The sequence below is a fragment of the Janthinobacterium sp. J1-1 genome, assembly GCF_030944405.1.
Taxonomy (GTDB): Bacteria; Pseudomonadota; Gammaproteobacteria; order Burkholderiales; family Burkholderiaceae_D; genus Janthinobacterium.
On record NZ_CP132339.1, the window covers coordinates 3,222,575 to 3,244,616 of the forward strand.

22 protein-coding genes and 1 riboswitch are annotated in these 22,042 nt (G+C 63.9%); of the genes, 11 read left to right on the forward strand and 11 right to left on the reverse strand.

Features of this window, described 5'->3' with window-relative positions:
• The first annotated feature begins 6 nt into the window (after positions 1-6).
• Positions 7-1,830, forward strand: coding sequence for a DUF4153 domain-containing protein (locus Q8L25_RS14600; RefSeq protein WP_308925503.1), 1,824 nt, complete (start codon positions 7-9; stop codon positions 1,828-1,830).
• Positions 1,831-1,840: 10 nt separating this feature from the next.
• Here the strand turns inward: Q8L25_RS14600 and motA are convergent, their stop codons facing one another.
• The 3 genes from motA to Q8L25_RS14615 form a co-directional block, all read right to left on the reverse strand.
• A complete protein-coding gene (gene motA, locus Q8L25_RS14605; RefSeq protein WP_308925504.1) occupies positions 1,841-2,704 on the reverse strand; it encodes a flagellar motor stator protein MotA in 864 nt (287 codons plus the stop codon).
• Between the two features lie 146 nt (positions 2,705-2,850).
• Positions 2,851-3,225 (reverse strand): hypothetical protein, encoded by a 375-nt coding sequence (locus Q8L25_RS14610; protein WP_308925505.1) that lies wholly within the window; start codon positions 3,223-3,225, stop codon positions 2,851-2,853.
• On the reverse strand, positions 3,218-3,580 hold the full coding sequence (locus tag Q8L25_RS14615; protein ID WP_308925506.1) for a glyoxalase superfamily protein: 363 nt from the start codon (positions 3,578-3,580) through the stop codon (positions 3,218-3,220). The genes Q8L25_RS14610 and Q8L25_RS14615 overlap by 8 nt, the downstream gene beginning before the upstream one ends.
• Positions 3,581-3,705: 125 nt before the next feature.
• On the opposite strand from Q8L25_RS14615, the gene Q8L25_RS14620 reads away from it, so the two are divergent.
• From Q8L25_RS14620 to Q8L25_RS14630, 3 genes are all read left to right on the forward strand, one after another.
• Positions 3,706-4,764: a DUF4105 domain-containing protein gene (locus Q8L25_RS14620; protein WP_308925507.1), complete on the forward strand. Its 1,059-nt coding sequence runs from the start codon at positions 3,706-3,708 to the stop codon at positions 4,762-4,764.
• A gap of 48 nt (positions 4,765-4,812) precedes the next feature.
• The gene (locus tag Q8L25_RS14625; RefSeq protein WP_308925508.1) at positions 4,813-6,063 is read left to right on the forward strand and encodes a DEAD/DEAH box helicase; all 1,251 of its coding nucleotides are present in this window, start codon (positions 4,813-4,815) and stop codon (positions 6,061-6,063) included.
• A gap of 111 nt (positions 6,064-6,174) precedes the next feature.
• Positions 6,175-6,627 (forward strand): hypothetical protein, encoded by a 453-nt coding sequence (locus Q8L25_RS14630; RefSeq protein ID WP_308925509.1) that lies wholly within the window; start codon positions 6,175-6,177, stop codon positions 6,625-6,627.
• A 1-nt stretch (position 6,628) separates the two neighbouring features.
• Here Q8L25_RS14630 and Q8L25_RS14635 read toward each other — a convergent pair whose 3' ends face one another.
• The 4 genes from Q8L25_RS14635 to Q8L25_RS14650 are packed head-to-tail and all read right to left on the reverse strand — an operon-like array spanning position 6,629 to position 10,056.
• Positions 6,629-7,306, reverse strand: a complete 678-nt coding sequence (locus Q8L25_RS14635) for a hypothetical protein (RefSeq protein ID WP_308925510.1) — start codon at positions 7,304-7,306, stop codon at positions 6,629-6,631.
• Positions 7,303-8,313, reverse strand: a complete 1,011-nt coding sequence (locus Q8L25_RS14640; RefSeq protein WP_308925511.1) for an MlaD family protein — start codon at positions 8,311-8,313, stop codon at positions 7,303-7,305. The genes Q8L25_RS14635 and Q8L25_RS14640 overlap by 4 nt, the downstream gene beginning before the upstream one ends.
• Positions 8,314-8,347: 34 nt before the next feature.
• Positions 8,348-9,160, reverse strand: coding sequence for an ABC transporter permease (locus Q8L25_RS14645; protein ID WP_308925512.1), 813 nt, complete (start codon positions 9,158-9,160; stop codon positions 8,348-8,350).
• Entirely contained in the window at positions 9,157-10,056 is a 900-nt protein-coding gene (locus tag Q8L25_RS14650; protein WP_308925513.1) for a LysR family transcriptional regulator, read from the reverse strand. Before Q8L25_RS14650 ends, Q8L25_RS14645 begins: the two co-directional genes overlap by 4 nt.
• A gap of 120 nt (positions 10,057-10,176) precedes the next feature.
• Here Q8L25_RS14650 and Q8L25_RS14655 point away from each other — a divergent pair, with 120 nt between their 5' ends.
• A complete protein-coding gene (locus Q8L25_RS14655; RefSeq protein ID WP_308925514.1) occupies positions 10,177-11,553 on the forward strand; it encodes an MFS transporter in 1,377 nt (458 codons plus the stop codon).
• 1 nt (position 11,554) lies between these two features.
• Here Q8L25_RS14655 and ribB read toward each other — a convergent pair whose 3' ends face one another.
• On the reverse strand, positions 11,555-12,199 hold the full coding sequence (ribB, locus tag Q8L25_RS14660) for a 3,4-dihydroxy-2-butanone-4-phosphate synthase (RefSeq protein ID WP_308925515.1): 645 nt from the start codon (positions 12,197-12,199) through the stop codon (positions 11,555-11,557).
• Positions 12,200-12,295: 96 nt separating this feature from the next.
• Positions 12,296-12,446, reverse strand: a riboswitch (FMN riboswitch).
• 162 nt (positions 12,447-12,608) lie between these two features.
• Here ribB and Q8L25_RS14665 point away from each other — a divergent pair.
• From Q8L25_RS14665 to Q8L25_RS14680, 4 genes are all read left to right on the forward strand, one after another.
• Positions 12,609-15,452, forward strand: coding sequence for an insulinase family protein (locus Q8L25_RS14665; RefSeq protein ID WP_308925516.1), 2,844 nt, complete (start codon positions 12,609-12,611; stop codon positions 15,450-15,452).
• A gap of 82 nt (positions 15,453-15,534) precedes the next feature.
• On the forward strand, positions 15,535-15,732 hold the full coding sequence (locus tag Q8L25_RS14670; protein ID WP_308925517.1) for a hypothetical protein: 198 nt from the start codon (positions 15,535-15,537) through the stop codon (positions 15,730-15,732).
• A gap of 197 nt (positions 15,733-15,929) precedes the next feature.
• Positions 15,930-16,799 carry a ThiF family adenylyltransferase gene (locus tag Q8L25_RS14675; RefSeq protein ID WP_308925518.1) on the forward strand — a complete coding sequence of 290 codons (870 nt, stop codon included), beginning with the start codon at positions 15,930-15,932 and terminating at the stop codon, positions 16,797-16,799.
• A complete protein-coding gene (locus tag Q8L25_RS14680; RefSeq protein ID WP_308925519.1) occupies positions 16,799-17,899 on the forward strand; it encodes a nitroreductase family protein in 1,101 nt (366 codons plus the stop codon). The genes Q8L25_RS14675 and Q8L25_RS14680 overlap by 1 nt, the downstream gene beginning before the upstream one ends.
• Here the strand turns inward: Q8L25_RS14680 and Q8L25_RS14685 are convergent.
• The 3 genes from Q8L25_RS14685 to Q8L25_RS14695 form a co-directional block, all read right to left on the reverse strand.
• Positions 17,896-18,897, reverse strand: coding sequence for an EDSAP-1 family PEP-CTERM protein (locus tag Q8L25_RS14685; protein WP_308925520.1), 1,002 nt, complete (start codon positions 18,895-18,897; stop codon positions 17,896-17,898). The genes Q8L25_RS14680 and Q8L25_RS14685 overlap by 4 nt on opposite strands.
• A 125-nt stretch (positions 18,898-19,022) precedes the next feature.
• The gene (locus Q8L25_RS14690) at positions 19,023-20,000 is read right to left on the reverse strand and encodes an EDSAP-1 family PEP-CTERM protein (protein ID WP_308925521.1); all 978 of its coding nucleotides are present in this window, start codon (positions 19,998-20,000) and stop codon (positions 19,023-19,025) included.
• Between the two features lie 201 nt (positions 20,001-20,201).
• Entirely contained in the window at positions 20,202-21,413 is a 1,212-nt protein-coding gene (locus Q8L25_RS14695; RefSeq protein WP_308925522.1) for a glycosyltransferase, read from the reverse strand.
• 118 nt (positions 21,414-21,531) lie between these two features.
• Between Q8L25_RS14695 and Q8L25_RS14700 the strand changes: the two genes are divergently transcribed.
• Together Q8L25_RS14700 and Q8L25_RS14705 are read left to right on the forward strand one after the other, a co-directional pair.
• Positions 21,532-21,705 carry a hypothetical protein gene (locus tag Q8L25_RS14700; protein WP_308925523.1) on the forward strand — a complete coding sequence of 58 codons (174 nt, stop codon included), beginning with the start codon at positions 21,532-21,534 and terminating at the stop codon, positions 21,703-21,705.
• A gap of 177 nt (positions 21,706-21,882) precedes the next feature.
• Positions 21,883-22,020: a hypothetical protein gene (locus Q8L25_RS14705; protein WP_308925524.1), complete on the forward strand. Its 138-nt coding sequence runs from the start codon at positions 21,883-21,885 to the stop codon at positions 22,018-22,020.
• Positions 22,021-22,042: the final 22 nt, after the last annotated feature.

Consider the following 22,042-nt stretch of genomic DNA (forward strand, 5'->3'; position numbering starts at 1 on the left):
ATTCCCATGCAGCAAGCCGCCGGCAACACTACTGTTTTACTCGATCCGGTGGTCGCGCCGCAGATTGCCGTCACGCGCTTGCTGACGGGCTTGCTGCAAGGCCTGCTGCTGTACTGGCTGTACAGCTCGGCCCAGGACAAGGCCTGGCCCGCCACCGAACCCTCTCTGCTGGCGCCGCTGATGCTCATCGGCCTGCTGATGCCGGTGCTGCTGGTCTCCAGCCTGGGCCATCTGTCGCTGCGACGCATCGGACTGTGGATGGCTGGCGCGGCGGTGGTGTTGAGCGTGCTGGCATTGCACGACGTGTCGCGCGGCGCCGAGCATTTTATTTGGGGCAACTACAAGCCCGGCGCACCGCTGCGCGTGCTCTCGATCCAGCTGTTCGGCTTTTGCGTGGTCGGCTTCTATATTGCCCACGCGCTGGTGCTGGCCAGCGGGCAAGACCAGCGCCGCCTGGCCAGTTACCCGACGTATTTTGAAATTGCCTGGAAGCTTGGCATCCAGCTGCTGTTTTCCCTGCTGTTCGTGGCGGTGCTGGTGCTGGTGCTGTGGCTGGGTGGGCAATTGTTTTTGCTGATCAAGCTCGATTTTTTAAGGAAGCTGCTGGCCCAGGCCTGGTTCGTGATCCCCGTGCTGTGCTTTGCGTTCTCGTTTGCCATCCATATCACCGATGTGCGCCCGTCCATCGTGCGCGGCATCCGCACCTTGCTGCTGGTGCTGCTGTCGTGGCTGATGCCGATCGCCGCCGTGCTGGTGGCCGGCTTCCTGCTCACCTTGCCGTTTATCGGCTTCGAACGCCTGTGGGCCACGCGCCATGCGGCTTCCGTGCTGCTGGGCATGGCGGGCCTGCTGGTGGTGCTGATCAATGCCGCCTTCCAGAACGGCCAGGCCGGCCTGGGCGTGGCGCGCGGCATCCGCTTCGGCACGCGCCTGTCGTGCCTGCTGTTGCCATGGCTGGTCGGCATCGCCATCTATGCATTGACCTTGCGCGTGATGGCGCATGGCTGGACGGCCGAGCGCATTATTGCCGGCGCCTGCCTGCTGGTCGCCAGCTGTTATGCGGTGGGCTATGCCTGGGCCGCCAGCAAGTATGGCGACTGGCTGAACTGGATCGCCAATGTCAACGTGGGCACGGCCTTTGTCACCCTGCTGGTGCTGCTGGCGCTGTTCACGCCGCTGATGGACCCGGCCCGGCTGTCGGTGGCCAGCCAGATGGCGCGGTTGAACAGCGGCAAGGTCAGCGCCGACAAGTTCGATTTCGAGTACCTGCGTTTCCAGGGCGCGCGCTATGGCCAGGCGGCCTTGCAGGAGCTCAAGGTACGTACCGCAGGGCCGGACGCGGCGGTGATCCGCGCACGCGCCACGGCCATGCTCATGCGTGAAAACCGTTTCGACGAAACGGGCGCGCTCAGCGACGTCGCCATCAACCTGACCGTACGCCCGGCCGGCGTGACATTGCCGCAGAGTTTCCTGCAGCAGGACTGGAGCCAGGCGGGACCAAGCTGGCGCCTGCCGGCCTGTTTGAAGCGGGCAGGGCAGCAGTGCGATGCGTATGCCATGGATTTCGATGGCGATGGCCGCCAGGAAGTGCTGCTGATCAGCAATGATCCGCGCGCCTCCTCGGTTTTGCTGGCGGAAAAGGAAGAGGGCGGCTGGTATGCGCGCGGCCAGATCCCGACCGAGATCCTGCGCTGCCGGCCGCTGCGTGAAAAACTGCAGGCGGGCCAGTTTGTGCTGGTGCCGCCGAAAGTGCAGGAGCTGGAAGTCGACGGACAGCGCGTGCCGATGAGCCTGTATAACGAGCGCGAGGTCAGCTGTCCGGAGCAGTGACCCCGGTAAATCAGTTGCGGGTTTTCACCTGGCGCACGTGGCTTTCCAGTTCGCTGAAGGACGGGCGCTCGGTGGCCGAGATCACCTTGCGACCGAATTCGACGGCCAGGGCCGGCGCGTAGCCGTTCAGGCTGGCCAGCAAGGTCACTTTCACGCACTGGTACATCTTGGCGGTTTCATGGTGCTTGCGGCGCAGCAAGCTGGCCAGCGGCGCGATAAAGCCGTACGCCAGCAAGATGCCGATAAAGGTGCCCACCAGCGCCTGCGCGATCAGCACGCCCAGCTCGGCCGGCGGCAGGCCCACCGACGCCATGGTGTGCACCACGCCCATCACGGCGGCCACGATGCCGAAGGCGGGCATGGCGTCGGCCAGCTGCGAGATGGTCTGGATCGGCATTTCCGCGTCTTCGTGATGGGTTTCCATCTCGTTGTCCATCAGATTCTCGATCTGGTAGGCATCCATATTGCCCGATACCATCAGACGCAGATAGTCGGTAATAAATTCCAGCAAATGCTCGTCGCCGAGGGTGTAGGGGTATTTGGTGAACACCGGGCTGCGGTAGGGATCGTCGACATCGTCCTCGATCGACATCAGGCCTTCCTTGCGGACCTTGCTCAGTATGTCGTACATCAGGCCCATCAGTTCCAGATAGCGCGACTTGGTGTATTGCGCGGTATGAAACAGGGTGGGCAGGGCGGCAAACGTGGCGCGGATCGCCTTGGCGTCATTGCCGACAAAAAAAGTCCCCAGCGCCGCGCCGCCGATCATCAGCAGTTCCAGCGGCTGGAACAGCGCCGCCAGATGCCCGCCCTGCAGGGCAAAGCCTCCAAAGACGGAAAACAGCACGACGATAAATCCGAGTATGACCAGCACCAGGTACTCCCCTATAAATTGCTATAACGCAATATTGTAGTTTAACCTGATTCGCTGGCATTGCGGCTGTCTGGCGCATGCGCGGAATCAGAAAATTGATCAAACTGCGCAGTTTGCCGGCTTGGACGGCGGTGCAGGTCGAGCGTTTATCCGAAACCACACAGATAAAAGAAAGGCTCCAGCCTTTTGCAACCCACGACCTGTGCGGTAAAGCCTGGCTGGCGGTTCATGAACTCTTGCATATTGTCGTATGGGTCGAAAACGACGCCGCTCCAGCCCGCCAACATGCCGTCCCACGGAAAAATCAGGCGTTGCCCGTCAGGCAGGCAAGCGTGCGATGCAAGGCATGCCGGCTGCCGGTTGGCGGCCAGATCTCGCGCCGCGGAGCGATAGGTCGGCGCTTCCCGTTGAAAACGCGCAGCGTCGGCCTTGCTGTCTGTCGGCCGCGCCAGCCATAGCGTACCGGCCGCGATGATGAGCATGAAACCAACCAGCAAAACACGACGGTATTGCCTATTCATGTGTCGACTTCTGCCAGAAACGCAGTTTGTTGCCGAACGGGTCAGCCACTTCCATGATGCGGCCCCAGTCCTCGTCGCGCACGCCGGGGCGCGCATGGGGATAGTCCTTGGCCAGCAATTCGGCCTGCAGGGCGGCGATATCGTCGACCGGGATCAGTAGCGCCGCGCCTGGCGTGGCGTCGCCATGATGTTCGGACAGGTGCAGGACCAGTTCCGCGCGCCGCAGCTGCAGGTACAGCGGGGCGGTGGCGTCGAAGCGGTGCTCCCAGTCCACCTTGAAACCGAGAAAGTCGACATAGAATTCGCGCGCCTTGGTTTCCGAGAAGCTGCGCAGGATGGGGATGGCTGGGTGCATGATCAGTCTTTCTGGACAGGAGCAGATCGCTTATTCTAGTGCTTGTTGCTGCGCCGACCTATAAGACAATGGATCGCGCGACAGTTGAAAGGTCCTGAAAACTTGCTTGCCCCTATAATCCAGGCATGACATTCCTATCACCTCGCGCCCGCTCCGTGCTGGCCACCATCTGCAAACTGACCGCGTCCCTGCTGGTTCTGTTGACCGCCCTGTGGGGCGCGCTGGCGCTGTGGTACCAGCTGGCCGGCGGCGTGGCGGCGCAAACCGTCGGTGCCGTGCTGTGGGCGGCGCTCGGCATCGGCAGCATCGCGCTGTGGTGGGCACGCGGCAGTGCGCGCGCCTTGCTGCCGTATGCGGGCGGCTTTGTGTTGCTGCTGCTGTGGTGGAGTCTGATCGCACCAATGCAGGACCGCAGCTGGGCCGACGATGTGGCGCGCAACGTGACAGGCAGCGTCAAGGGCAGCGTGGCAACCCTCGACAATGTGCGCAATTTCGACTGGCGCAGCGACAACGATTACACGGTGAAATGGGAACAGCGCAGCTACAACCTCGACGAGCTGCGCACGGTCGACACGGCGCTGTCGTACTGGACCGGCCCGCTGATCGCCCATACGCTGGTGTCGTTCGGCTTTGCCGACGGGCGTTTTCTCACCTTTTCGATCGAGATCCGCAAGGAGAAGGGCGAGAGCTTTTCCACCATCGGCGGCTTCTTCAAGCATTTTGAAACCAGCCTGATCGCCGCCGACGAGCGCGATATCGTGCGCGTGCGCACCAATGCGCGCGGCGAAGACATTCATCTGTACCGCGTGATGATGCCGCGCGCCGCCATGCGCTCGCTGTTCCTGGCCTACCTGGACGAAGCTGACGACCTGAAGCGCAAGCCGCAGTTCTACAATACCTTGACGGCCAACTGCACCACCATCGTGTTCGAGATGGCGCGCCGCATCGTGCCGGGCCTGCCGCTGGACTATCGGCTGCTGGCGTCGGGCTACCTGGACCGCTATCTGTTCGATGTGCGCGGCCTGGTGCCGGGCATGACTTTCCAGCAGTTGCGCGACGGCGGCCATATCACGGCGCGGGCGCGGGCCGCCAATGACGATCCCGATTTTTCCCATGCGATCCGGCGCGGCATGCCCGGTTACGATGACGATGGCCGGCCAGTGCGGCAAATGCCGAAACAATAGGCGCTTGCTTTATACTGGCGCCTTTTCAAGCATACAAGAAGGCCCGCCATGCCATTTTCCTCACTGGGTCTGATTCCCTCGCTCGTACGCGCCGTCGACAAGGCCGGCTATGCCGCGCCGACCGCCATCCAAGCGCAAGCCATTCCCGCCATCCTGCGCGGCAGCGATGTATTGGGCGCGGCGCAGACCGGGTCCGGCAAGACGGCCGCCTATGCGCTGCCGCTGCTGCAGGCGCTGATGGCGCCCGCCAGCGGCCCGCGCCAGGTGCGCGCGCTGATCCTGGTGCCGACGCGCGAACTGGCCGCGCAGGTGGGGCAGACGGTCCATGCGCTGGCCAAGCCGCTGCCGGTGAAACTGAAGATTTCCGTGCTGTTCGGTGGCGTCTCGATCAATCCGCAGATGATGGACTTGCGCGGCGGCGCCGATATCGTGGTCGCCACGCCGGGCCGCCTGCTGGATCTGGTCAGGCAAAATGCCGTGAAACTGGGCGGCGTGTCGCTGTTCGTGCTGGACGAAGCTGACCGCCTGCTCGACATGGGTTTTACGGAAGAGATCAACGCCATCCTGGCGCTGCTGCCAGCGCAACGCCAGAACCTGTTTTTCTCGGCCACCTTCCCCGACAGCGTGCAGGCGCTGGCAGCCAGCCTGCTCAAGGAGCCGGTGCGCATTGAAGTCGCGTCCGAGCCGCAGGACAAGCCCGATATCGTGCAGCGCGCGGTGACGGTCGACGTGCCGCGCCGCACGCAGCTGCTGCGCTACCTGATTCTGCAACATCAATGGGAGCGCGTGCTGGTGTTCGTCGCCACCAAATATGCGGCCGAACACGTGGCCGACAAGCTGCAGCGCGCCGGCCTGCACGTGGGTGCGTTTCACGGAGAATTCAGCCAGGGTACGCGCAGCCAGTTGCTGGCCGACTTCAAGGCGGGCCGCCTGCAGGTGCTGGTGGCGACCGACGTGGCCGCGCGCGGCATCGATATCGCCGGCTTGCCGGCCGTCGTCAATTTCGACCTGCCCCGTTCGGCCGTCGACTACACGCACCGCATCGGCCGCACCGGCCGCGCCGGCGAAAGCGGCATGGCGGTCAGCTTCATCACGGCCGATACGGAAGCGCATTTCCGCCTGATCGAAAACCGCAACGACCTGCGCATCGTGCGCGAAGTGGTGGCCGGTTTCGAGCCGACCGAGCTGCCCACGCCGGTCAGCGCCGTGACCGACACGGTCAATGGCGGCGTGAAAGGCGCGCGCAAGAGCAAGAAGGACAAATTGCGCGAAGCGGCAGCGAAAGCGGCGGAAAACTAAATCGTCCTTATGTGCGGTGCCCGCTTGAGTCGCCGGCTGTCCCGGTCTAAGATTGCTGTTTAGCAATATCACCACGGGATACCAATGCACAGCGCAATGCACGGCAAAACGATGACAACGGCAGCGATGCTCTCCTCCCTGGCCTTGCTGGCCGGCTGCACCGGCTTGATGGGGCAGGGCGCTGGCAAGGCGGGACTGCAAATGCCGGGCAAGGCCGCGCCGGACAGCGGCGAAGTGGCCGCCACCTGGTACAACCCGCCCAGCGAATTCCCAGGCATCTGCCTGACCCAGTTCAAGGACGGCCGCCTGCGTTTCGACGGCGGTTTTGCCTTCTTCAATCCGGGCCGCTGGTCGTACGATCCGGCCACTGCCGAATTGCGGCTGGACCTGCAGCCGTGGCCGAATCTGGCCGGCGCGCACGCCAACAAGTCACTGCACAAGAATCTGCTGCGCGTGGAAGCGGACAAGAATGCGCTGGTCTACAGCGTCAAGGCCGATACCAATACCATCGGTATCGGCGGCTTTGTGTTTTACCGCGACATCCCATGCGGCGGTAAAAAATAGCTCAGTTCAGCGGCTTGCCGCTTTTCTCCACGATGTCCATGCGGCGCGCGATGCGCTGCGCTTCCTGTGTATCTCCGGCTTGTTCCGCGCGCATTCGCTGCACGCCCAGCCAGGCCAGCAGCGGCCTGCGCCAGCCCTGGTCTGATGCTGTCGTTACGGCCATCTCCAGCAGTTCCGGCGTGGCGCGGTTGGCGCGCAGCAGCACGCCGGCCGCCACCAGCTTGCCCAATGGTTCCTGGATGGCCGCCGCGGCGCTGGCCGCCTGCGTGTCCGAGCCGGCCGCCGCCACCGCGCGCTGGCTTGCGGGCAGCAGCGCGATATCCTCTGCCTGCGTGGTGCCGGCCAGGTAGCTGGCATAGGCACGGTCGGCCGCGCCGGCGTCCTCTTTCAATGCCTCGAATCCGCTGCACGGCTCGAACGCCAGGCTGGCCACGCGCGTGGCGCAGCGCAGCAGCTCGACCCGGGCGATCAGGTCGAGCTTGCCGGTGCCGCCCACCTGGTCGCGCGCACGCTGGAATTCCGTCTGCTCGACCAGCACATTGCCGTTCAAATAGGCCGCTTCAAAGCGCTCGATCGAGCTTTGCGCATTCATTTTCCAGTCCGGCACGGGCGGGCCGCTGGAGCAGGCCGCCAGCAAGGCGCACAGCGTGGCGGCGGCAAAAGGCAATGACTTTCTCATGGCAGGGTGATCTCCGGATTGCGCTTGAACGGCCATTTGCGGTTGATTTCATTGACCAGTTGCTCGACCTTGCGCAGATTGCTTTCCACGTCGGCGCGCAGCGGGCCCAGGTCGGCTGTGGCGGCTTTCGCGTTGGCGCCCACGGCCTGCGCTTCGACCAGCACGGCGTCGACCTTTTTCAGGCTGTTGCGGGTGTCGGCCAGGAGCGCGTTCAACTGCACGATGGTGGCCTGCGCGTCCGTCATCACGCCCTGTGCGCCGAATACGCGCTGATCGGCATTGCTGACCAGACCATCGGTGCGGCGCGCCAGCTGGTCGGCGGTGATCAACAGGGCGTTGGCGCGCTCGATCAGCAGTCTTGATTGCTGGTCGTCGCCCGTCAGCAGGCCCATGGCGCCACCGGGACCACTGAGCTTGCCGGTCACCGTCTGCACATTGCGCATGGTGGTGTCCAACGCCGAATCGGTGCCGGTCAGGTTGCCCAGGTTGGCCAGTAAATCCTTGGCGGCGGCCAGCAGGCGCGGGATTTCGGCCGCCATGTCGCCCACCAGCAGGTCGCGGGTGGCCTCGTCGGGCAAGGGCGGATCGGTCAGGATGCCGCTGTAGGCGCGCAGCTTGGCGCCGCCGACGATGCCGCGTTCCAGGGTGAAAATGCTGCTGGTGCGCAGCCAGTGCGCATCTTTTTTCGGCACGTCGACGATCACGCGCGCCTTGCCGTCGGGCGCCAGTTCGATGCGCTGCACGCGGCCGATGGGAAAACCTGAAAAGGTGAGATCGGCGCCGACCACCACGCCGTCGGAATCGTCGGTGGCCAGCACCAGCGTCTGCGTCGCCTCGAAGGCGCCGCGCGCATACATCAGGTACAGCACCGAGCCGACGATCAGCACGAACATCGAGACGAGCAAAATGGCCGCCTTCAGTTCGGCATGGCGCACCGGTGGCGGCGCGGGCAGCGCGGCCTCGGGCGCCGTGATGTCGGTCTGGTCTGGACTGGATGGAGTGCTCATGGCGTCGGGCTCGGGGTAAGGTGGTGGTCAGGCATCAGTAGTAATTTCCCATCAGCGAGGCCACTTCGACCAGCAGGATGACGGAAAACAAACGCAGCATTTCGGACAGGCCGTGGGCGGCGAACAGGCGCTGGCGGCGGTGGGGCTCGGGCGGATAGTAGGACGAGGACAACGGAATCAGGGCCACGGCAAAGCTGAAGAACACCACCTTGAGCATCAGGATCAGCACCACGGCCGGATTGAAGATCTGCCCCACCACCCGCGTGTAGCCTTGCAGCGCCCACGGCGTGAAACCGTAGATGGTGAGATAGGCGAGGATCAGCGAACTGACGCAGCTGGCGATGGCCAGCATCCAGACGGCGAAAATGCCCGACATCACGCGTGGAAAATACTCGCCGCGCAGCAGGTCCGTGCCCTGCTGGCGCAGTTTGTCAAGCAGGCCGTTCGAACGCATCTGCGCAAACGCGATGCCGTCGGGCAGGGTCAGGCGCAGCGCCACGAACAGCGCGGCGGTGAGCGGGATCAGTTCGAGCACCAGCACGCGCACCACCATTTCCAGCGCATAGCGCGACAGGCCATAGCTTTGCGCGCTGACCACCACGATGCGGATCAGCACCAGGCTGACCAGCGCGCAGGCGACGCTGAACCACACCAGGTTGGGCGCCGTGTTGATCACCAGGCGGTGCGCGAGGATGGGCCGGTTTTGCCGGTTATAGCTCGACGGCGACAGCGCCAGCGAAAAAATCAGGGTCGAAAATTGCAGCAAGCGCCACCAGCTGATGATCCACGCCGCGGCGACGCGGTTCAGGCGGCGCAAACGGATGATGATGGAAGTGGAAGCTGTCATCGTGGCATCTTATCATTGCCGGCGGCCGGCTTTGCGTTCCCTACGCTGGCGATGATGGCGTCGGCCGCCGCGCGCACGCGTGCCGAGCGCGACAGGTCTTCATGCATCACCAGCCACACGTCATACGGTTCCGCGCGGTCCGGCCAGATGCGCACCAGCTGCGGGTCGATCTCGCCCAGGTGCACCCCCAGTTCGGCGATGCCGATGCCGGCGCGCGCCGCTTCCTGCAGCATCATGGCGCTATTGACTTCCATCGCCACGCGCGCCTTGGCCACCGGCTCGCCGGCGATCTTGTCGGCGTGGCGCGCGGTGATCGACTGATGATAAATCACGATGTCGTGGCCGGCCAGCGCCGTGCCGCGCACCGGTTCGCCGCGCTCGGCCAGGTAGGCGGGCGAGGCATACAGGCCCAGGTGGCGCCGCACCAGATGGCGCGAGATCAGGTCGGGGGCGAGCGGGCGCACGGCGCGCACGGCCAGGTCGGCTTCGCGCCGCGTCAGGCTGGCCAGCTGCGGCGCCACCTGCAGCACGATGCGGATGTCGGGATGCGCCGCATGCAGGCGCTGCATGGCGGCCATCACGAAATGGCTGGCCATGCTGTCGGTGGTGGCCACCCGCACCAGTCCCGACAGCCGGTTGTCGACGCCCTGCATCTCGCGCTGCAGCTGGTCGGCCGCGCGTTCCATCGCTTCGGCCGCCGCCAGCGCCAGTTCGCCCGCCGGCGTGGCCACATAGCCCGACGGCGTGCGCAGGAACAGGCGCGCACCCAGTGACGTTTCCAGCGCGGCCAGGCGCCGCCCGCAGGTGGCCTGGTCGATGCGCAGCAGGGCGGCCGCGCCACGCAGGGTGCCGGCACGGCCGATGGCCAGAAAGATGCGGGCGTTATCCCAATCCAACCTGGTTTCCTCTTTGATTGCTGATGCATTTTTGCATCCGAGTGCCGAGTTTATGCATATTTACCGCATCACGCAACACTTCTACAATCACCGTCCTCATGACAGTTTCAAGGAAAGATCATGTCTTGCTCCTCTCGCCGTTCCGGCAATTTCCTGATCCTGGCCACGCTCGCCTGCGGCTTCGTGATGGCCATGATCGATGTCACCGCCGTCAATGTGGCGCTGTCCGATATCGCGCGCGACCTGGCGATACCCTTGAGCGGCCTGGTGTGGGTGGTCGATGGCTATACCCTGACGTTTGCCGCGCTGCTGCTGGCCGGTGGCGCGCTGGCCGACCGTTACGGTCCGAAAGCCGTGTACCAGGGCGGCCTGGGCGTGTTTATCCTCGGTTCGGTGCTGTGCGGCATGGCGCCCGATGGTGGTTTCCTGACGGCGGCGCGGCTGCTGCAGGGCGCGGGCGCGGCGCTGTTCATGCCCAGTTCCCTGAGCCTGCTGACGCACAGCTTTGACGACGAGCAGGTGCGCACGCGCATGCTGGGCGTGTGGTCGGCATTGGTGGGCGTGGCCGGCGCATCGGGGCCGCTGATCGGTGGCGTGCTGGTGCACCAGTTCGGCTGGCGCAGCGTGTTCTGGGTCAATGTGCCGCTGGGCCTGCTGGCCATCGTGCTGGCGCAGCTGGTCTTGCGCGCGCCGGCTCGGCAGCCGCGCGACTTGTCCCTGTTCAGTCATGCGCTGGGGGTGGCGGCGCTGGCGGGCCTCAGTTTCGTGCTGATCGAAGGACCGGTGCTGGGCTGGCTGTCGCCGCCGGTGGTGACGGCCGGTACGCTGGCCGTGTGTACGTGCACCTTGCTGCTGCGCCGCGAGCGCCAGGGCAGCCATCCGCTGCTGCCGCGTGCGCTGTTTCACAGCAGCAGCTTTGGCGCGGCCAATGGCGTGGGGTTCTTGATCAATTTCTGCGTGTTCGGCCAGCTGTTTTTGTTGAGCCTGTTCTTGCAGCAGGCCGGTGGCGCCGACGCTCTGCGCTCGGGCCTGCTTTTGCTGCCGATGATGGCGGCCTATACGGTGGGTAATTTCCTGGCCGGCTCGATCGCCGCCCGTCATGGCACGCGGCTACCGATGCTGGCCGGCCTGCTGACGGCCAGCGTCATGGCGCTGGTGCTGATGGGTTTGCGGCCAGCCACCCCGTATGCGCTGCTGGCGCTGGGCACCGGCCTGATGAATGTGGCAATCGGCATCGCGATTCCCGCCATGACGGCCACCGTGATGCGGGTGGCCGGCAAGCAGCATGCGAACAGCGCCGCCGCCGCCCTGAACGCCAACCGGCAGATCGGCGCCCTGGTCGGCGTGGCGCTGGTCGGCAGCATCCTGCACATGGCACCGGGTTGGGCGGTGCGCCTGCCGCTGGCCTACGCCATCATGGCGCTGGCGTACGGCCTGGCCGCCTGCCTGGTGTACCGGCATGTGCATCTGCCGCGGCCGCAACCGGCTGCGGCCTGAATTACTGTTGCCGCTGGCGCCAGGCCACCATCTCTTCGATGGTCAAGATCGGCATGCCATGCAGCTCGGCAAAGCGTTCGATATCGTCGCCGCGCATCATGGTGCCGTCCGGATTCATCAATTCGCACAGCACGGCGGCCGGGTTCAAGCCCGCCATGCGAGACAGGTCGACCGAACCTTCCGTGTGGCCACGGCGTTCGAGCACGCCACCGGGCGCGGCGCGCAAGGGGAACACATGGCCGGGGCGCACCAGGTCCGATGGTTTTGCGTCGGGCGCGATGGCGGCGCGGATGGTGGTGACGCGGTCGGCGGCCGACACGCCGGTGGTGACACCTTCGCGCGCCTCGATCGAGACGGTAAACGGCGTGCCGTAGCGGCTGCCGTTGTCTTGCGACATCGGCGGCAATTCCAGCTTGCTTACGGTCTCGGCGGGCAGGCACAGGCAGACGATGCCGCTGCATTCACGGATCAGGAGGGCCATGGTCTCGTTCGTCAGTTTTTCGGCCGAGATAATCAGGTCGGCTTCGTTTTCGTGGTCGAAATCGTCGAGCAGGATGACGGGCACGCCGGCGCGCATGGCGGCCAGGGCGGATTGAATGCGACCTTCAAGGTCATGGGAAAGCACGGTGTAGCTGTTGACTAACATGGTGAAACGCTCCTCGCACAGGCGAAAAACGCTGCAGGGCAAGCGCACAGGCGCAGCAGGCCGTATCGCGCAAGGCGATCGAACAGTGGGTCTGACGCACATCTTCTTTCATCCGGACTATACCGTCGGCTCTGGAATCACACCAGATCTGCTGACCTTTTCAAGCGATGCCTGAAAAGCGCTCGCGGGCTTGACCGTTGCCGGTCTTACCGCCGGTGGGGAATCGCACCCCGCCCCGAAGACGTATTGTTGTGCCGGTCCACATGACCGGCGGCAATACTTTAGCATAGTTCAGGCCTGCGGGCAGGAGCTTGCCGTTTGTATCGCAGTATGTCCTCTAAGCTATTTTTAATCGGTGTTTCGGCGATTCGGTGTAAGGTATGCTTGTTGCATCTACCTATGAGAACACATGAAGCTGAGTAAATTACGCCTGATCTCGGGCGCCGTGCTGCTGGCCTGCGCTTCCCTGGCGCAAGCGGAACTCCGTTTGAGCGATCCCCTGCCGGTGGCGCCGGAAGTAACGGTCGGAAAACTGCCGAACGGGCTGACCTATTACATCAAGAAAAATGCCCGTCCCGCGCAGAAAGTCGAATTGCGCCTGGTGGTGAAAGCCGGCTCCATCCTGGAAGACGACGATCAGCAAGGCCTGGCCCATTTCACCGAACACATGGCCTTCAATGGCTCGACGCATTTCAAGCGCAATGAACTCATTTCGTATCTGCAATCGATCGGCGTGAAATTCGGCGCCGATTTGAACGCTTATACCAGCTTCGATGAAACCGTTTACGTGCTGCCGATTCCCACTAACAAGAAAGGCAACCTGGAAAAAGGTTTTTTGGTGCTGGAAGACTGGGCCCACGGCCTGAAATTCAATCCGGCCGATATCGACAGCGAGCGCGGCATCGTGCTGGAAGAGGCGCGCCTGGGCAAGGGCGCCAGCGACCGCATGAACAAGGTGCTGTATCCGAAGCTGCTGAACGGTTCGCGCTACGCCGAGCGCATGCCGATCGGCAAGGAAGAGGTCCTGAAAACCTTCAAGCCGGACACCATCAAGCGTTTCTACAAGGACTGGTACCGGCCCGACCTGATGGCCGTGATGGTGGTTGGCGACGTCGAGCCGAAACAGGCTGAAAAACTGATCCAGCAGCATTTTGGCAAGCTGAAAAATCCTGTGAAACCGCGCCCGCGCCTGTATGCGGAAGTGCCGCAGCGTTCGCAGACGGAAGCGCTGGTGATCACCGACAAGGAAGCGGCGGACGACACCGTGTTCATCCGTTATCCGATCCGCCCGGCGCAGGAACCGGTGACGATTGCCGATTACCGGCGCCAGATGATCGAGAACCTGTATGGCCAGATGCTTAGCGCGCGCATGCAGGAACTGACGCAGCAGGCCAATCCGCCGTTCATCCAGGGCGGCAGCAGCATGGGCAAGCTGGTGCGCGGCTATGAATCGTTCAGCGCGTATGCCTTGCTGGGCAAGGGCGGCGTGCAGCCGGCCGTCGATGCGCTGGTGCGCGAGGATGAACGGGCGCGCCGCTTCGGCTTCAGCCAGGACGAGCTGGACCGCGCGCGCAAGAACATGCTGCGCAATTACGAGCGCGCCTGGAACGAGCGCGACAAATCCGATTCGGCCGGCTTCGTGGCCGAGTATTCGCGCAACTTCCTGGAACAGGAAGCGATTCCCGGCATCACCAATGAGCTGATGTATGCGCGTGAATTGCTGCCGCAAGTGTCGTTGCAGGAAATTAACGAGACGGTGGCGAAAGTCATTCCCGAGCAGCAAAAGAAACTGGTGGTCTTCATGGGCGCCGAGGCCAAGCCGGGCGGCACGGTGCCGAGCCGGCAGCAGTTGCTCGATGCGGTCGCCAGCGCCGAGCAGCAAAAAGTCGAGCGCCATACGGAAAAAGTGGTGGCCGGCAGCCTGATGGACGGCCCGCCGCCCGGTGGCAGCATCGCCAGCGAGAAGCTCAACAGCGCCATCGGCGTGACGGAGCTGATCTTGGGCAATGGCGTGCGCGTCTTGTTGAAACCCACCGATTTCAAGAACGACCAAGTGCTGATGGGCGCCACCCGCTTCGGCGGCCAGTCGCTGTATGACGACGCCGATATCTATAACGCCCGCTATGCCAGCGCCATTGTCGGCAGCATGGGCCTGAAGGACCTGGCGCCGCTGGACCTGCAGAAAATCGTTGCCGGCAAGACGGTCAACGTGGGCGCCTCGCTGGGCGAACTGAGCGAAGGCTTTGGCGGTTCGTCGAGCAGCGCCGATGTCGAATCGATGCTGCAACTGGTATATCTGTACATGCATGACGTGCGCAAGGATGCCGACCTGTTCCAGTCGTATATCGGCAAGCAGCAGGATCTGGCGAAAAACAGCCTGGCGCAGCCTGATGCCGTGTTTTATGACGCCGTGCAGCACACGATGTTTGGCGACAATCCGCGCGTCGACGGCGTGCCGCGCGTGGCCGATTTCGACAAGGTCAACCTCGACCGTTCGCTGGACATCTTCCGCCAGCGCTTTTCCAGCGCGCGCGACATGACCTTCATCTTCACCGGCAGCTTCGAGCTTGACAAGATCAAGCCGCTGATCGCCAGCTACCTGGGCGCCTTGCCGGTGACCGAGGTGGCGCACGCCTACCGCGACGTGGGCATGCGCCCGGTGCAGGGCGTGGTGAAAAAAGCCGTCTACATGGGCAGCGAGCCGAAAAGCACGATTTCCATCACTTTTACCGGCGACGTGGCGTATTCGGACGAGCAGAAGCTGACCTTGCAGGCGCTCGGCGAAGTGCTGAACCTGAAGGTGATCGAAGTGCTGCGCGAAAAGATGAGCATGATCTATGGCGGCGGTTTCGAGACCTCGATGGGCCAGCATCCGTACGGCCATTATTCGGTGGCGCTGAACCTGCCCACCGGGCCGGAAAACGTCGACAAGGTGATCGCCGCCGCCTTTGCCGAAATCAACAAGATGAAAAAGGAGGGCCCAAGCGCGCTTGATCTGGAAAAGGTCAAGCTGAACTGGATCACGCGCCAGCAGAAGGCCATGCGGGAAAACAACTACTGGATGAGTCAGCTGATGGGCTCGGTAACCCAGGGCCGCGATCCGGCACAGATCCTGCGCTTCGAGCAGCGGGTGCGCGCCATCACGCCGCAAGCGGTAAAACAGGCGGCCCAGCGCTACCTGAACCTGGACAATTATGTGCAGGTGGTGCTGTACCCGGAACAGAAAAAGGTGGCGCTCAACAACGGCAAATAATGGCAGGCGCAGGCGGCGCGGCCGGAAATGGTAAACTGGCGCCTGCCGATGTGATGGCAAACGAACTCTCAGAAAGCGCAAGATGGCCAAGAAAGAAGAACTCGATCCGGAAACCCTGGAATTGATTAACTGGTGTATCGAAGTCGAAGGCTTTTTAGTCGCCGGCGGCGCCACGGTGGAACAGGCGCAGGAGCATATCGAAGAGCAGGTCGAGTGGTTCACCGACCAGTTCTACGATGGCTTGACGCCGGAAGAGGCGGCCAAGGAAGCGTTGGCCTGAAGGCTAAGCCTCCAAGCGAAGCTCTTTAGTCTCAATCATCGCGGGCGGTGCCTGCCGGGTGACGCCGGTCGCGCCGCCCGTTTTGCTTTTTAGATCAGATTGGATACGGCGCAAGTTTTTTTGGTTTCAAGGGAACTTTTTATTTCAGTGTTTGTCTCACTTTCTTGGTCCTTTATCGGACATCAGGAAAGGTGAGCATGACAGACGGTTTTTCTTATCACGCGGCATTTGCCCGCAACCTGGGCTGGGTCACCCGGGCCGAACAGGACAGCCTGCGCGGCAAGCGGGTGGCGATAGCCGGCATGGGCGGCGTCGGTGGCGTGCATTTGCTGACCCTGGCGCGGCTGGGTATCGGCGCGTTTCATATCGCCGATTTCGATACCTTCGATATCGCCAATTTCAACCGCCAGGCCGGCGCCATGGTGTCGACCCTGGGCCAGCCCAAGGTCGACGTGCTGGCGCAGATGGCGCGCGACATCAATCCCGAACTCGACATCAAGCTGTTCCCTGACGGCATCAACGATGCCAACCTGGCCGATTTTTTCGAGGGCGTCGACCTGTACGTGGACGGCCTCGATTTCTTTGCCTTTCCCGCGCGCCAGGCCACGTTTGCCATGTGCGCCAGGCTGGCGATACCGTCGATCACGGCCGCGCCGCTGGGCATGGGCACGGCCGTGCTCAGTTTCCTGCCGGGCCAGATGACGTTCGAGCAGTATTTCGGCTGGGGCGACCTGCCCGAGGAAGAAAAAGCGCTCCGCTTCCTGGTCGGCCTGGCGCCGGCCGGACTGCATGGCCCGTACCTGGTCGACCCGTCGGCCATCAATCTGAAGGAGCGGCGCGGGCCGTCGACCATCATGGGCTGCCAGCTGTGCGCGGGCGCGGCGGCCACCGAGGCGCTGAAGATCCTGCTGGGGCGCGGCAAGGTGATGGCGGCGCCACGCGGCATGCATTTCGATGCCTACCGCAACAAGATGGTGCATACCTGGCGTCCGGGCGGCAACCGCCATCCCCTGCAGCGCCTGGCGATGGCCATCATCAAGCGGCGCCGCGCCGCCAGGGGCGGCTGATGGCGACCACCTTGCCGATCGACGCCGTGCTGGAAGACATCCTCGACCAGGCGCGCTGGGCGCCCAGCGGCGACAATACCCAGCCCTGGCGCTTCGAGGTGCGCGGCGCGCGCCATGTGGTGGTTCATGGCTTCGATACGCGCAGCCACTGCGTGTATGACCTCGATGGCCACCCCAGCCAGCTGTCGCTGGGTGCGCTGCTCGAAAGCCTGGCGCTGGCGGCCAGCCGCCATGGCTTGCGCATGCAAGCCCAGCGGCGCACCGGCATGCCCGAGCACCTGCCCACCTTTGACACCGTCTTCGTTGACGCACCGGGCCTGGCGCCCGATCCGCTGGCGGCGTTCTTGCCGCAGCGTACGGTGCAGCGCCGCAAGCTCAGCACGCGCAGCCTGCGCGTCAGCGAAAAGGCGGCACTGGCGGCCAGCCTGCCGCCCGGTTTCGGCGTGCTGTGGCTGGAAGGCACGCGCACGCGATTTGCCTGCGCGCGGCTGATGTTCAACAATGCCCGCTTGCGCCTGATCATGCCCGAGGCGCACAAGGTGCACTGCGACGTGATCGAATGGAATGCCCGCTACAGCGTCGATCGCATGCCGGACCAGGCGCTCGGTGTCGATGCCATGACGGCGAAATTGATGCGCTGGATCATGCGCAGTTGGCGCCGCGTGGATTTTTTCAATACCTGGCTGGCCGGCACCCTGGCGCCGCGGCTGCAGATGGATTTGCTGCCCGGCTGGTACTGCGCCGCGCATTTCGCGCTGCTGGCCGAGTCGCCACCGCGCCATGTCGACGATTACGTGGCCGCCGGGCGCGCCATGCAGCGTTTCTGGCTGACGGCCACCGAGCTGGGCTTGCAGATGCAGCCGGAACTGACGCCGCTGATCTTCGCCCGCTACGTGCGCGAGCGGCGCATTTTTTCACGCACCGAGGGCTTGCAGGAAGTCGCGCAGGAACTGGCCGTGCAAACGCGCACCCTGCTCGGCAAGGAACACACCGAGCGGGCCGTGTTCCTGGGCCGCATCGGCGCCGGGCCACCGGCCCAGGCCCGTTCGCTGCGCCGTCCGCTCAGCGAACTGATCGTGGCGCCGGTGGCGGGCAGCTAAGCTCTGTCGCCGTCGTCTGGCCCCAGGAGACGCCCCAGCCCGGCCAGTGCCGCCAGGCCGGCCGCCAGCAGCAGCAGGGTGCCGGGCAGCGGCAATTCGGTGGTCACGGGCATGACCGCCAGCTGCGCGCTGTTGATCATATTGAGCACCAGTGTGTAATTGCCGGCGTCCAGACGGTCGCTGATGGCGCTAAATTGTCCGCCGCAACCGGTGCCGGTGCCGGTGCCGGTGGGTGTGCCGCAGCCGGTGGGGTCGTAGCTGAACAGGCTGCCGCTGCTTGGCGGCGTCTGTGCATAGTTGATATTGAGATTGGCGTCATCGGCCTGTTCGGTGCCGCCCAGTATGCCGGAGCCAAGCTCGCCGTCAGGCGCCCAGTTGAAGACGATCTGGCCAGCTTCGTCGACGATGGAAAAAGTGAACGCGGTGCTGGCGTTGGCGAAGGAGCCGGTGGCGGCGCTGGCATCGAGGTAGAGCTGCATGAAGGGCGCGGCCTGGAACTGGAGCGCCAGGGTGGCGCCGTCCTGTCCCACCACCAGGTCGACGGCGAAGGCGGTGGAGGAGCCGTTGCGTCCGGACGCATCGGCGCTGCCGGTGCCAGCCAGCAGTATTTCCGCCACATTCGCCACATGGGTGCTGTCCGAGCCGGGCGGAAACGGCGGAATTTGCGAGCTGATGATTTGCGCGTCGCCGCGCGCATAGGAGGCATTGCCCATGCCTTGCGGCGCGAAGTCGTTCTCGCCCTTGAGTACCTGGCCCAGCGAGGCTTGCAGCGCGTCGATCTCGTTGGCGCCGCCGTGGATCACGTTGCGGCTACCCAGCGTGGCTGTGGTGTGCGAGACATCGATATTGTTGAACACGGTGATGGCACCGGTCGGATTGCTGATGGTGAAGCCAAAGATATTGCTGTATGAGTAGCCATACGCGGCCGCGCCAGCCTGGTTGGCGAGGCACGGCAGGGCCAGCAGTAAAATCGCCATGCGTGCGGAAAAAAATGCCATACGAAGTCCTTTGCCTGGCCTGTTACTTGTGTCCGCCGCTGTCTGCCTGGCTGTAAGGAAAAGCGACAGTGCGGCGGTAAAAAAGGCGAGGAAACTTCCCCGCCTGTCAAAGCCCTGTCCAATAATCAGGCGGTCACCTTGCGGCGGTTGGCATAGCACAGGCCGGCCAGGCCCAGACCCAGCAAGGCCAGGGTGCCCGGTTCAGGCACCGCCTGCTTGACCAGATCCACGCTTTCCACCTGGTTCAGCACCAGCGTGTAGTTGCCGGCAACCAGGGTATTGGTCACGGCGCTGAAGCTGCCGCCGCAAGCCGTGCCCACACCGGTGCCCGTCGGCGTGCCGCAGCCGGTGGGATCAAAGGTCAGCAGGTTTCCGCTCGTCAGGAAGTTGGTGGCCAGGCCGGTATTCAGGTTGGCGGAATCGGCCGCTTCCGTGCCGCCGAAGATGCCGGATCCGAGCAGGCCGTCGGGCGTCCAGTTGAAGACGATGTTGCCGGCTGCATCGGTGATGCTGAAGGTAACCACCAGATTGGCCGTGGCACTGGACTGCAGGCCCACATTCGGTTGCAGGAAGACTTGCATGAACGGCGCCGCCAGGAAATCGAAGCTCAGGGTAGCCGTTGGCGAGCCGACCACGAAATCGACCGAAATGCCGGTGGTCGAGCCATTGCGGCCCGAAGCGTCGGCGGTACCCGCTGTATCGAGGTGGGCCTCGGCCACGTTGACGGCCTGGGTGGAAGTGGAGCCGGCCGGGAAGGGCGGAAATTGCGTGCTGACGATTTGCGCGTCGCCGCGCGAATAGGTGCCGGTCGGGCCTTGTTGCGTGAAGTCGTTCTGGCCCTTGGTGACGGCGCCGACGGTGGCTTGGGGCGCATCGAGGAAGCCCACGCCGCCTTGAATCACGTTGACGCCGTTCAGGGTGGCGGTGCTGCGCGAGATGGTCACGCTGTTCAGGGCGGTGACCGAACCGGTCAGTGGCGTCAGTTGCAGGCCGAAGATGTTGTTGTAGGAATAGCCGTAGGCGCCTGCTTGCGCGCCGCCGGCAGCGCACAGCAGGGCCAGCGCCGCTGCGGCGGGAAGCAGTTTCAGTCGGGAGAGTTTCATTTTCATTACCTCACAGCATGGAGTGGACAAGAGGGAAGTCTGGTTTGAGTCCTGAAGACAGGTGCTCATGGCCATTCCCTAGCGACTTCCATGCCAAGCGTGGTCTTTGCTTGTAAATCAAGCACTTGCGTTATCGCTGTTGATGCCTGGCAGGGTTTGTACGGCGGGCTGTAAAAAATGCCGACGCTCCTGTTGGCGAGCTCAGGCAAGCAGGGTGCGCATGCGTTCCTGCAGGCGAGCCTGCGGCACGCAGGCCTGGAAGGCCGCCGCCAATTGCCGCGCCGCCTGCCGTGCTTGCGGGCTACCGAGCAGGTGCGTGACGGCCTGGCGCAAGGCGTCTTCCTTGAATCGGTCGGCGCGCAGCAGCAGGCCGGCGCCGGCCGCGACGATGCCGTGCATATTGAGAAACTGGTCGAGGTTGCCTGCGATGCCGATCACCGGCACACCGGCTGTCAATGCCTGCTGGCTGGTGGGGCTGCCGCCATTGCAGATCACCAGGCTGGCGCGCCGCGCCGCCGCATCGCCCGGCAGGAAGGGCGCCACATGGGCGTTCGGCGGTACGCTGCCCAGTTCGATGTTGCCGGCCGTGGCGGCCATCACGGTGACCGGCAAGGTCGATAGCGCATGCAGCACGCGTGGCAGCAGCTGCGACTGGCCGGAGCTGCCGAAGGTGACATAAATCAAAGGACGCCCCTCCTCGCCGGGCTCCAGTCCCTGCCACCAGGGCGGCAAGTCCATCGGTGGGGCCCAGATGACGGCGCCCAGGTAGCCGTGATGGGCGGGCATGGCCAGCGGTGGAAACAGCTGCGGGATATCGGCGTACAAGGTCTGGTCGGCATCGGTATAGATGCGGCGCAAATCGCTGCCCAGCGAGGGCAAGCCATGGCGGCGGCGCACGCGGTTCAGGGGTACGGCATGGCTGGCAAAGGCCAGCGGGCGTATCAGGCGAAAAAGGGGATTTGCCAGCCAGACGGGCAGCAGGCGCGTCAGCGGCAGGCTGGGCACCGTGTAATGCGGGCGCACGTATGGACTCCAATAGGCATTGCTGACGGTAATGTAGGGGATGCGGCGCAGCCGGGCGCTGACCGACAGCGACAAGCGGAAGTCGCCGATCACCAGGTCCGGCCGCACCTCATCGAACAGGCGCAGGTCATCTTCCACGTAGGCTTGCAAGGTGGCTTCGTCATACACGGGCTTGCCTTGCGCCAGCGCCTGCAGGAATTGCCGCGATGGGATGCTGCCGATGCGCCAGCGCTGGAAGGGCACGCCCTGGAAGCAGAAATCGTAGCCATCTGCGCAGGCGAAGTGCACCTCGTGGTGTGCATCGTCCAGCCCTTGCGCCAGGGTCAGCGGACGGCCCACATGGGCCAGGGTGACGGCTTCGGCGACAAAGAGAATTTTCTTGCGCTGCATCGTTGCTCCGTTTGTCGGCATGCACCGTTAGAGCAATACGAAACGGATTGGTTCCCGCGACGCTGTGCGCGCCAGGATTTTTGGGCATGCGTTACAGTGCTGGTCAAGGAGGAACGCCATGAATACACTGCACAGCAAACCCGATTTGTACGCCCACAGCACCCCTGAGCCGGACAATGTCCCGCCGCCGGAAGGCGATCCGGTGAGCCCGCCGCCGGAAAAAATGCCCGACGTCGATCCGGTGCCGATCGAAGAGCCCACCCCGCCACAACCGCCTGTCAAGATGCACTGATGGCTGGCCAGGCAGCGCGTGGCGCCGCGGCGTCACGCCACGCCAATAAAACAACAGAGATCGCACAAAGCGCAGGCTGGCGCATACAAAGCTGCGGCGAACTGCCGTGTGTCACGCGGTCGTCACGATTCTGTTCTTATAATGAGACATCACATAATTCATGTACAGGAGACCATCATGGGCAATTCCCTGCATAACAAAATCTACCTGGGCCGCCGCCCTGTGCTGGACAGCAAAAGCTTGCTGGCACTGGCACTGACGGGCGCGGTAGCCGGTTGCGGCCTGGCCTGGCTGCTGTTGCGCACCTTCAAATAAACAGCGGGTTGACGCCATTTCA

What these genes read in the sequence shown, in the direction of transcription:
- Q8L25_RS14600 (WP_308925503.1), top strand. Translation starts at nt 7, where the DNA reads ATGCAGCAAGCCGCCGGCAACACTACTGTTTTACTCGATCCGGTGGTC.
- Q8L25_RS14610 (WP_308925505.1), bottom strand. Translation starts at nt 3,225, where the DNA reads ATGAATAGGCAATACCGTCGTGTTTTGCTGGTTGGTTTCATGCTCATC.
- Q8L25_RS14615 (WP_308925506.1), bottom strand. Translation starts at nt 3,580, where the DNA reads ATGCACCCAGCCATCCCCATCCTGCGCAGCTTCTCGGAAACCAAGGCG.
- Q8L25_RS14620 (WP_308925507.1), top strand. Translation starts at nt 3,706, where the DNA reads ATGACATTCCTATCACCTCGCGCCCGCTCCGTGCTGGCCACCATCTGC.
- Q8L25_RS14625 (WP_308925508.1), top strand. Translation starts at nt 4,813, where the DNA reads ATGCCATTTTCCTCACTGGGTCTGATTCCCTCGCTCGTACGCGCCGTC.
- Q8L25_RS14630 (WP_308925509.1), top strand. Translation starts at nt 6,175, where the DNA reads ATGACAACGGCAGCGATGCTCTCCTCCCTGGCCTTGCTGGCCGGCTGC.
- Q8L25_RS14635 (WP_308925510.1), bottom strand. Translation starts at nt 7,306, where the DNA reads ATGAGAAAGTCATTGCCTTTTGCCGCCGCCACGCTGTGCGCCTTGCTG.
- Q8L25_RS14640 (WP_308925511.1), bottom strand. Translation starts at nt 8,313, where the DNA reads ATGAGCACTCCATCCAGTCCAGACCAGACCGACATCACGGCGCCCGAG.
- Q8L25_RS14645 (WP_308925512.1), bottom strand. Translation starts at nt 9,160, where the DNA reads ATGACAGCTTCCACTTCCATCATCATCCGTTTGCGCCGCCTGAACCGC.
- Q8L25_RS14655 (WP_308925514.1), top strand. Translation starts at nt 10,177, where the DNA reads ATGTCTTGCTCCTCTCGCCGTTCCGGCAATTTCCTGATCCTGGCCACG.
- ribB (WP_308925515.1), bottom strand. Translation starts at nt 12,199, where the DNA reads ATGTTAGTCAACAGCTACACCGTGCTTTCCCATGACCTTGAAGGTCGC.
- Q8L25_RS14665 (WP_308925516.1), top strand. Translation starts at nt 12,609, where the DNA reads ATGAAGCTGAGTAAATTACGCCTGATCTCGGGCGCCGTGCTGCTGGCC.
- Q8L25_RS14670 (WP_308925517.1), top strand. Translation starts at nt 15,535, where the DNA reads ATGGCCAAGAAAGAAGAACTCGATCCGGAAACCCTGGAATTGATTAAC.
- Q8L25_RS14675 (WP_308925518.1), top strand. Translation starts at nt 15,930, where the DNA reads ATGACAGACGGTTTTTCTTATCACGCGGCATTTGCCCGCAACCTGGGC.
- Q8L25_RS14680 (WP_308925519.1), top strand. Translation starts at nt 16,799, where the DNA reads ATGGCGACCACCTTGCCGATCGACGCCGTGCTGGAAGACATCCTCGAC.
- Q8L25_RS14685 (WP_308925520.1), bottom strand. Translation starts at nt 18,897, where the DNA reads ATGGCATTTTTTTCCGCACGCATGGCGATTTTACTGCTGGCCCTGCCG.
- Q8L25_RS14690 (WP_308925521.1), bottom strand. Translation starts at nt 20,000, where the DNA reads ATGAAACTCTCCCGACTGAAACTGCTTCCCGCCGCAGCGGCGCTGGCC.
- Q8L25_RS14695 (WP_308925522.1), bottom strand. Translation starts at nt 21,413, where the DNA reads ATGCAGCGCAAGAAAATTCTCTTTGTCGCCGAAGCCGTCACCCTGGCC.
- Q8L25_RS14700 (WP_308925523.1), top strand. Translation starts at nt 21,532, where the DNA reads ATGAATACACTGCACAGCAAACCCGATTTGTACGCCCACAGCACCCCT.
- Q8L25_RS14705 (WP_308925524.1), top strand. Translation starts at nt 21,883, where the DNA reads ATGGGCAATTCCCTGCATAACAAAATCTACCTGGGCCGCCGCCCTGTG.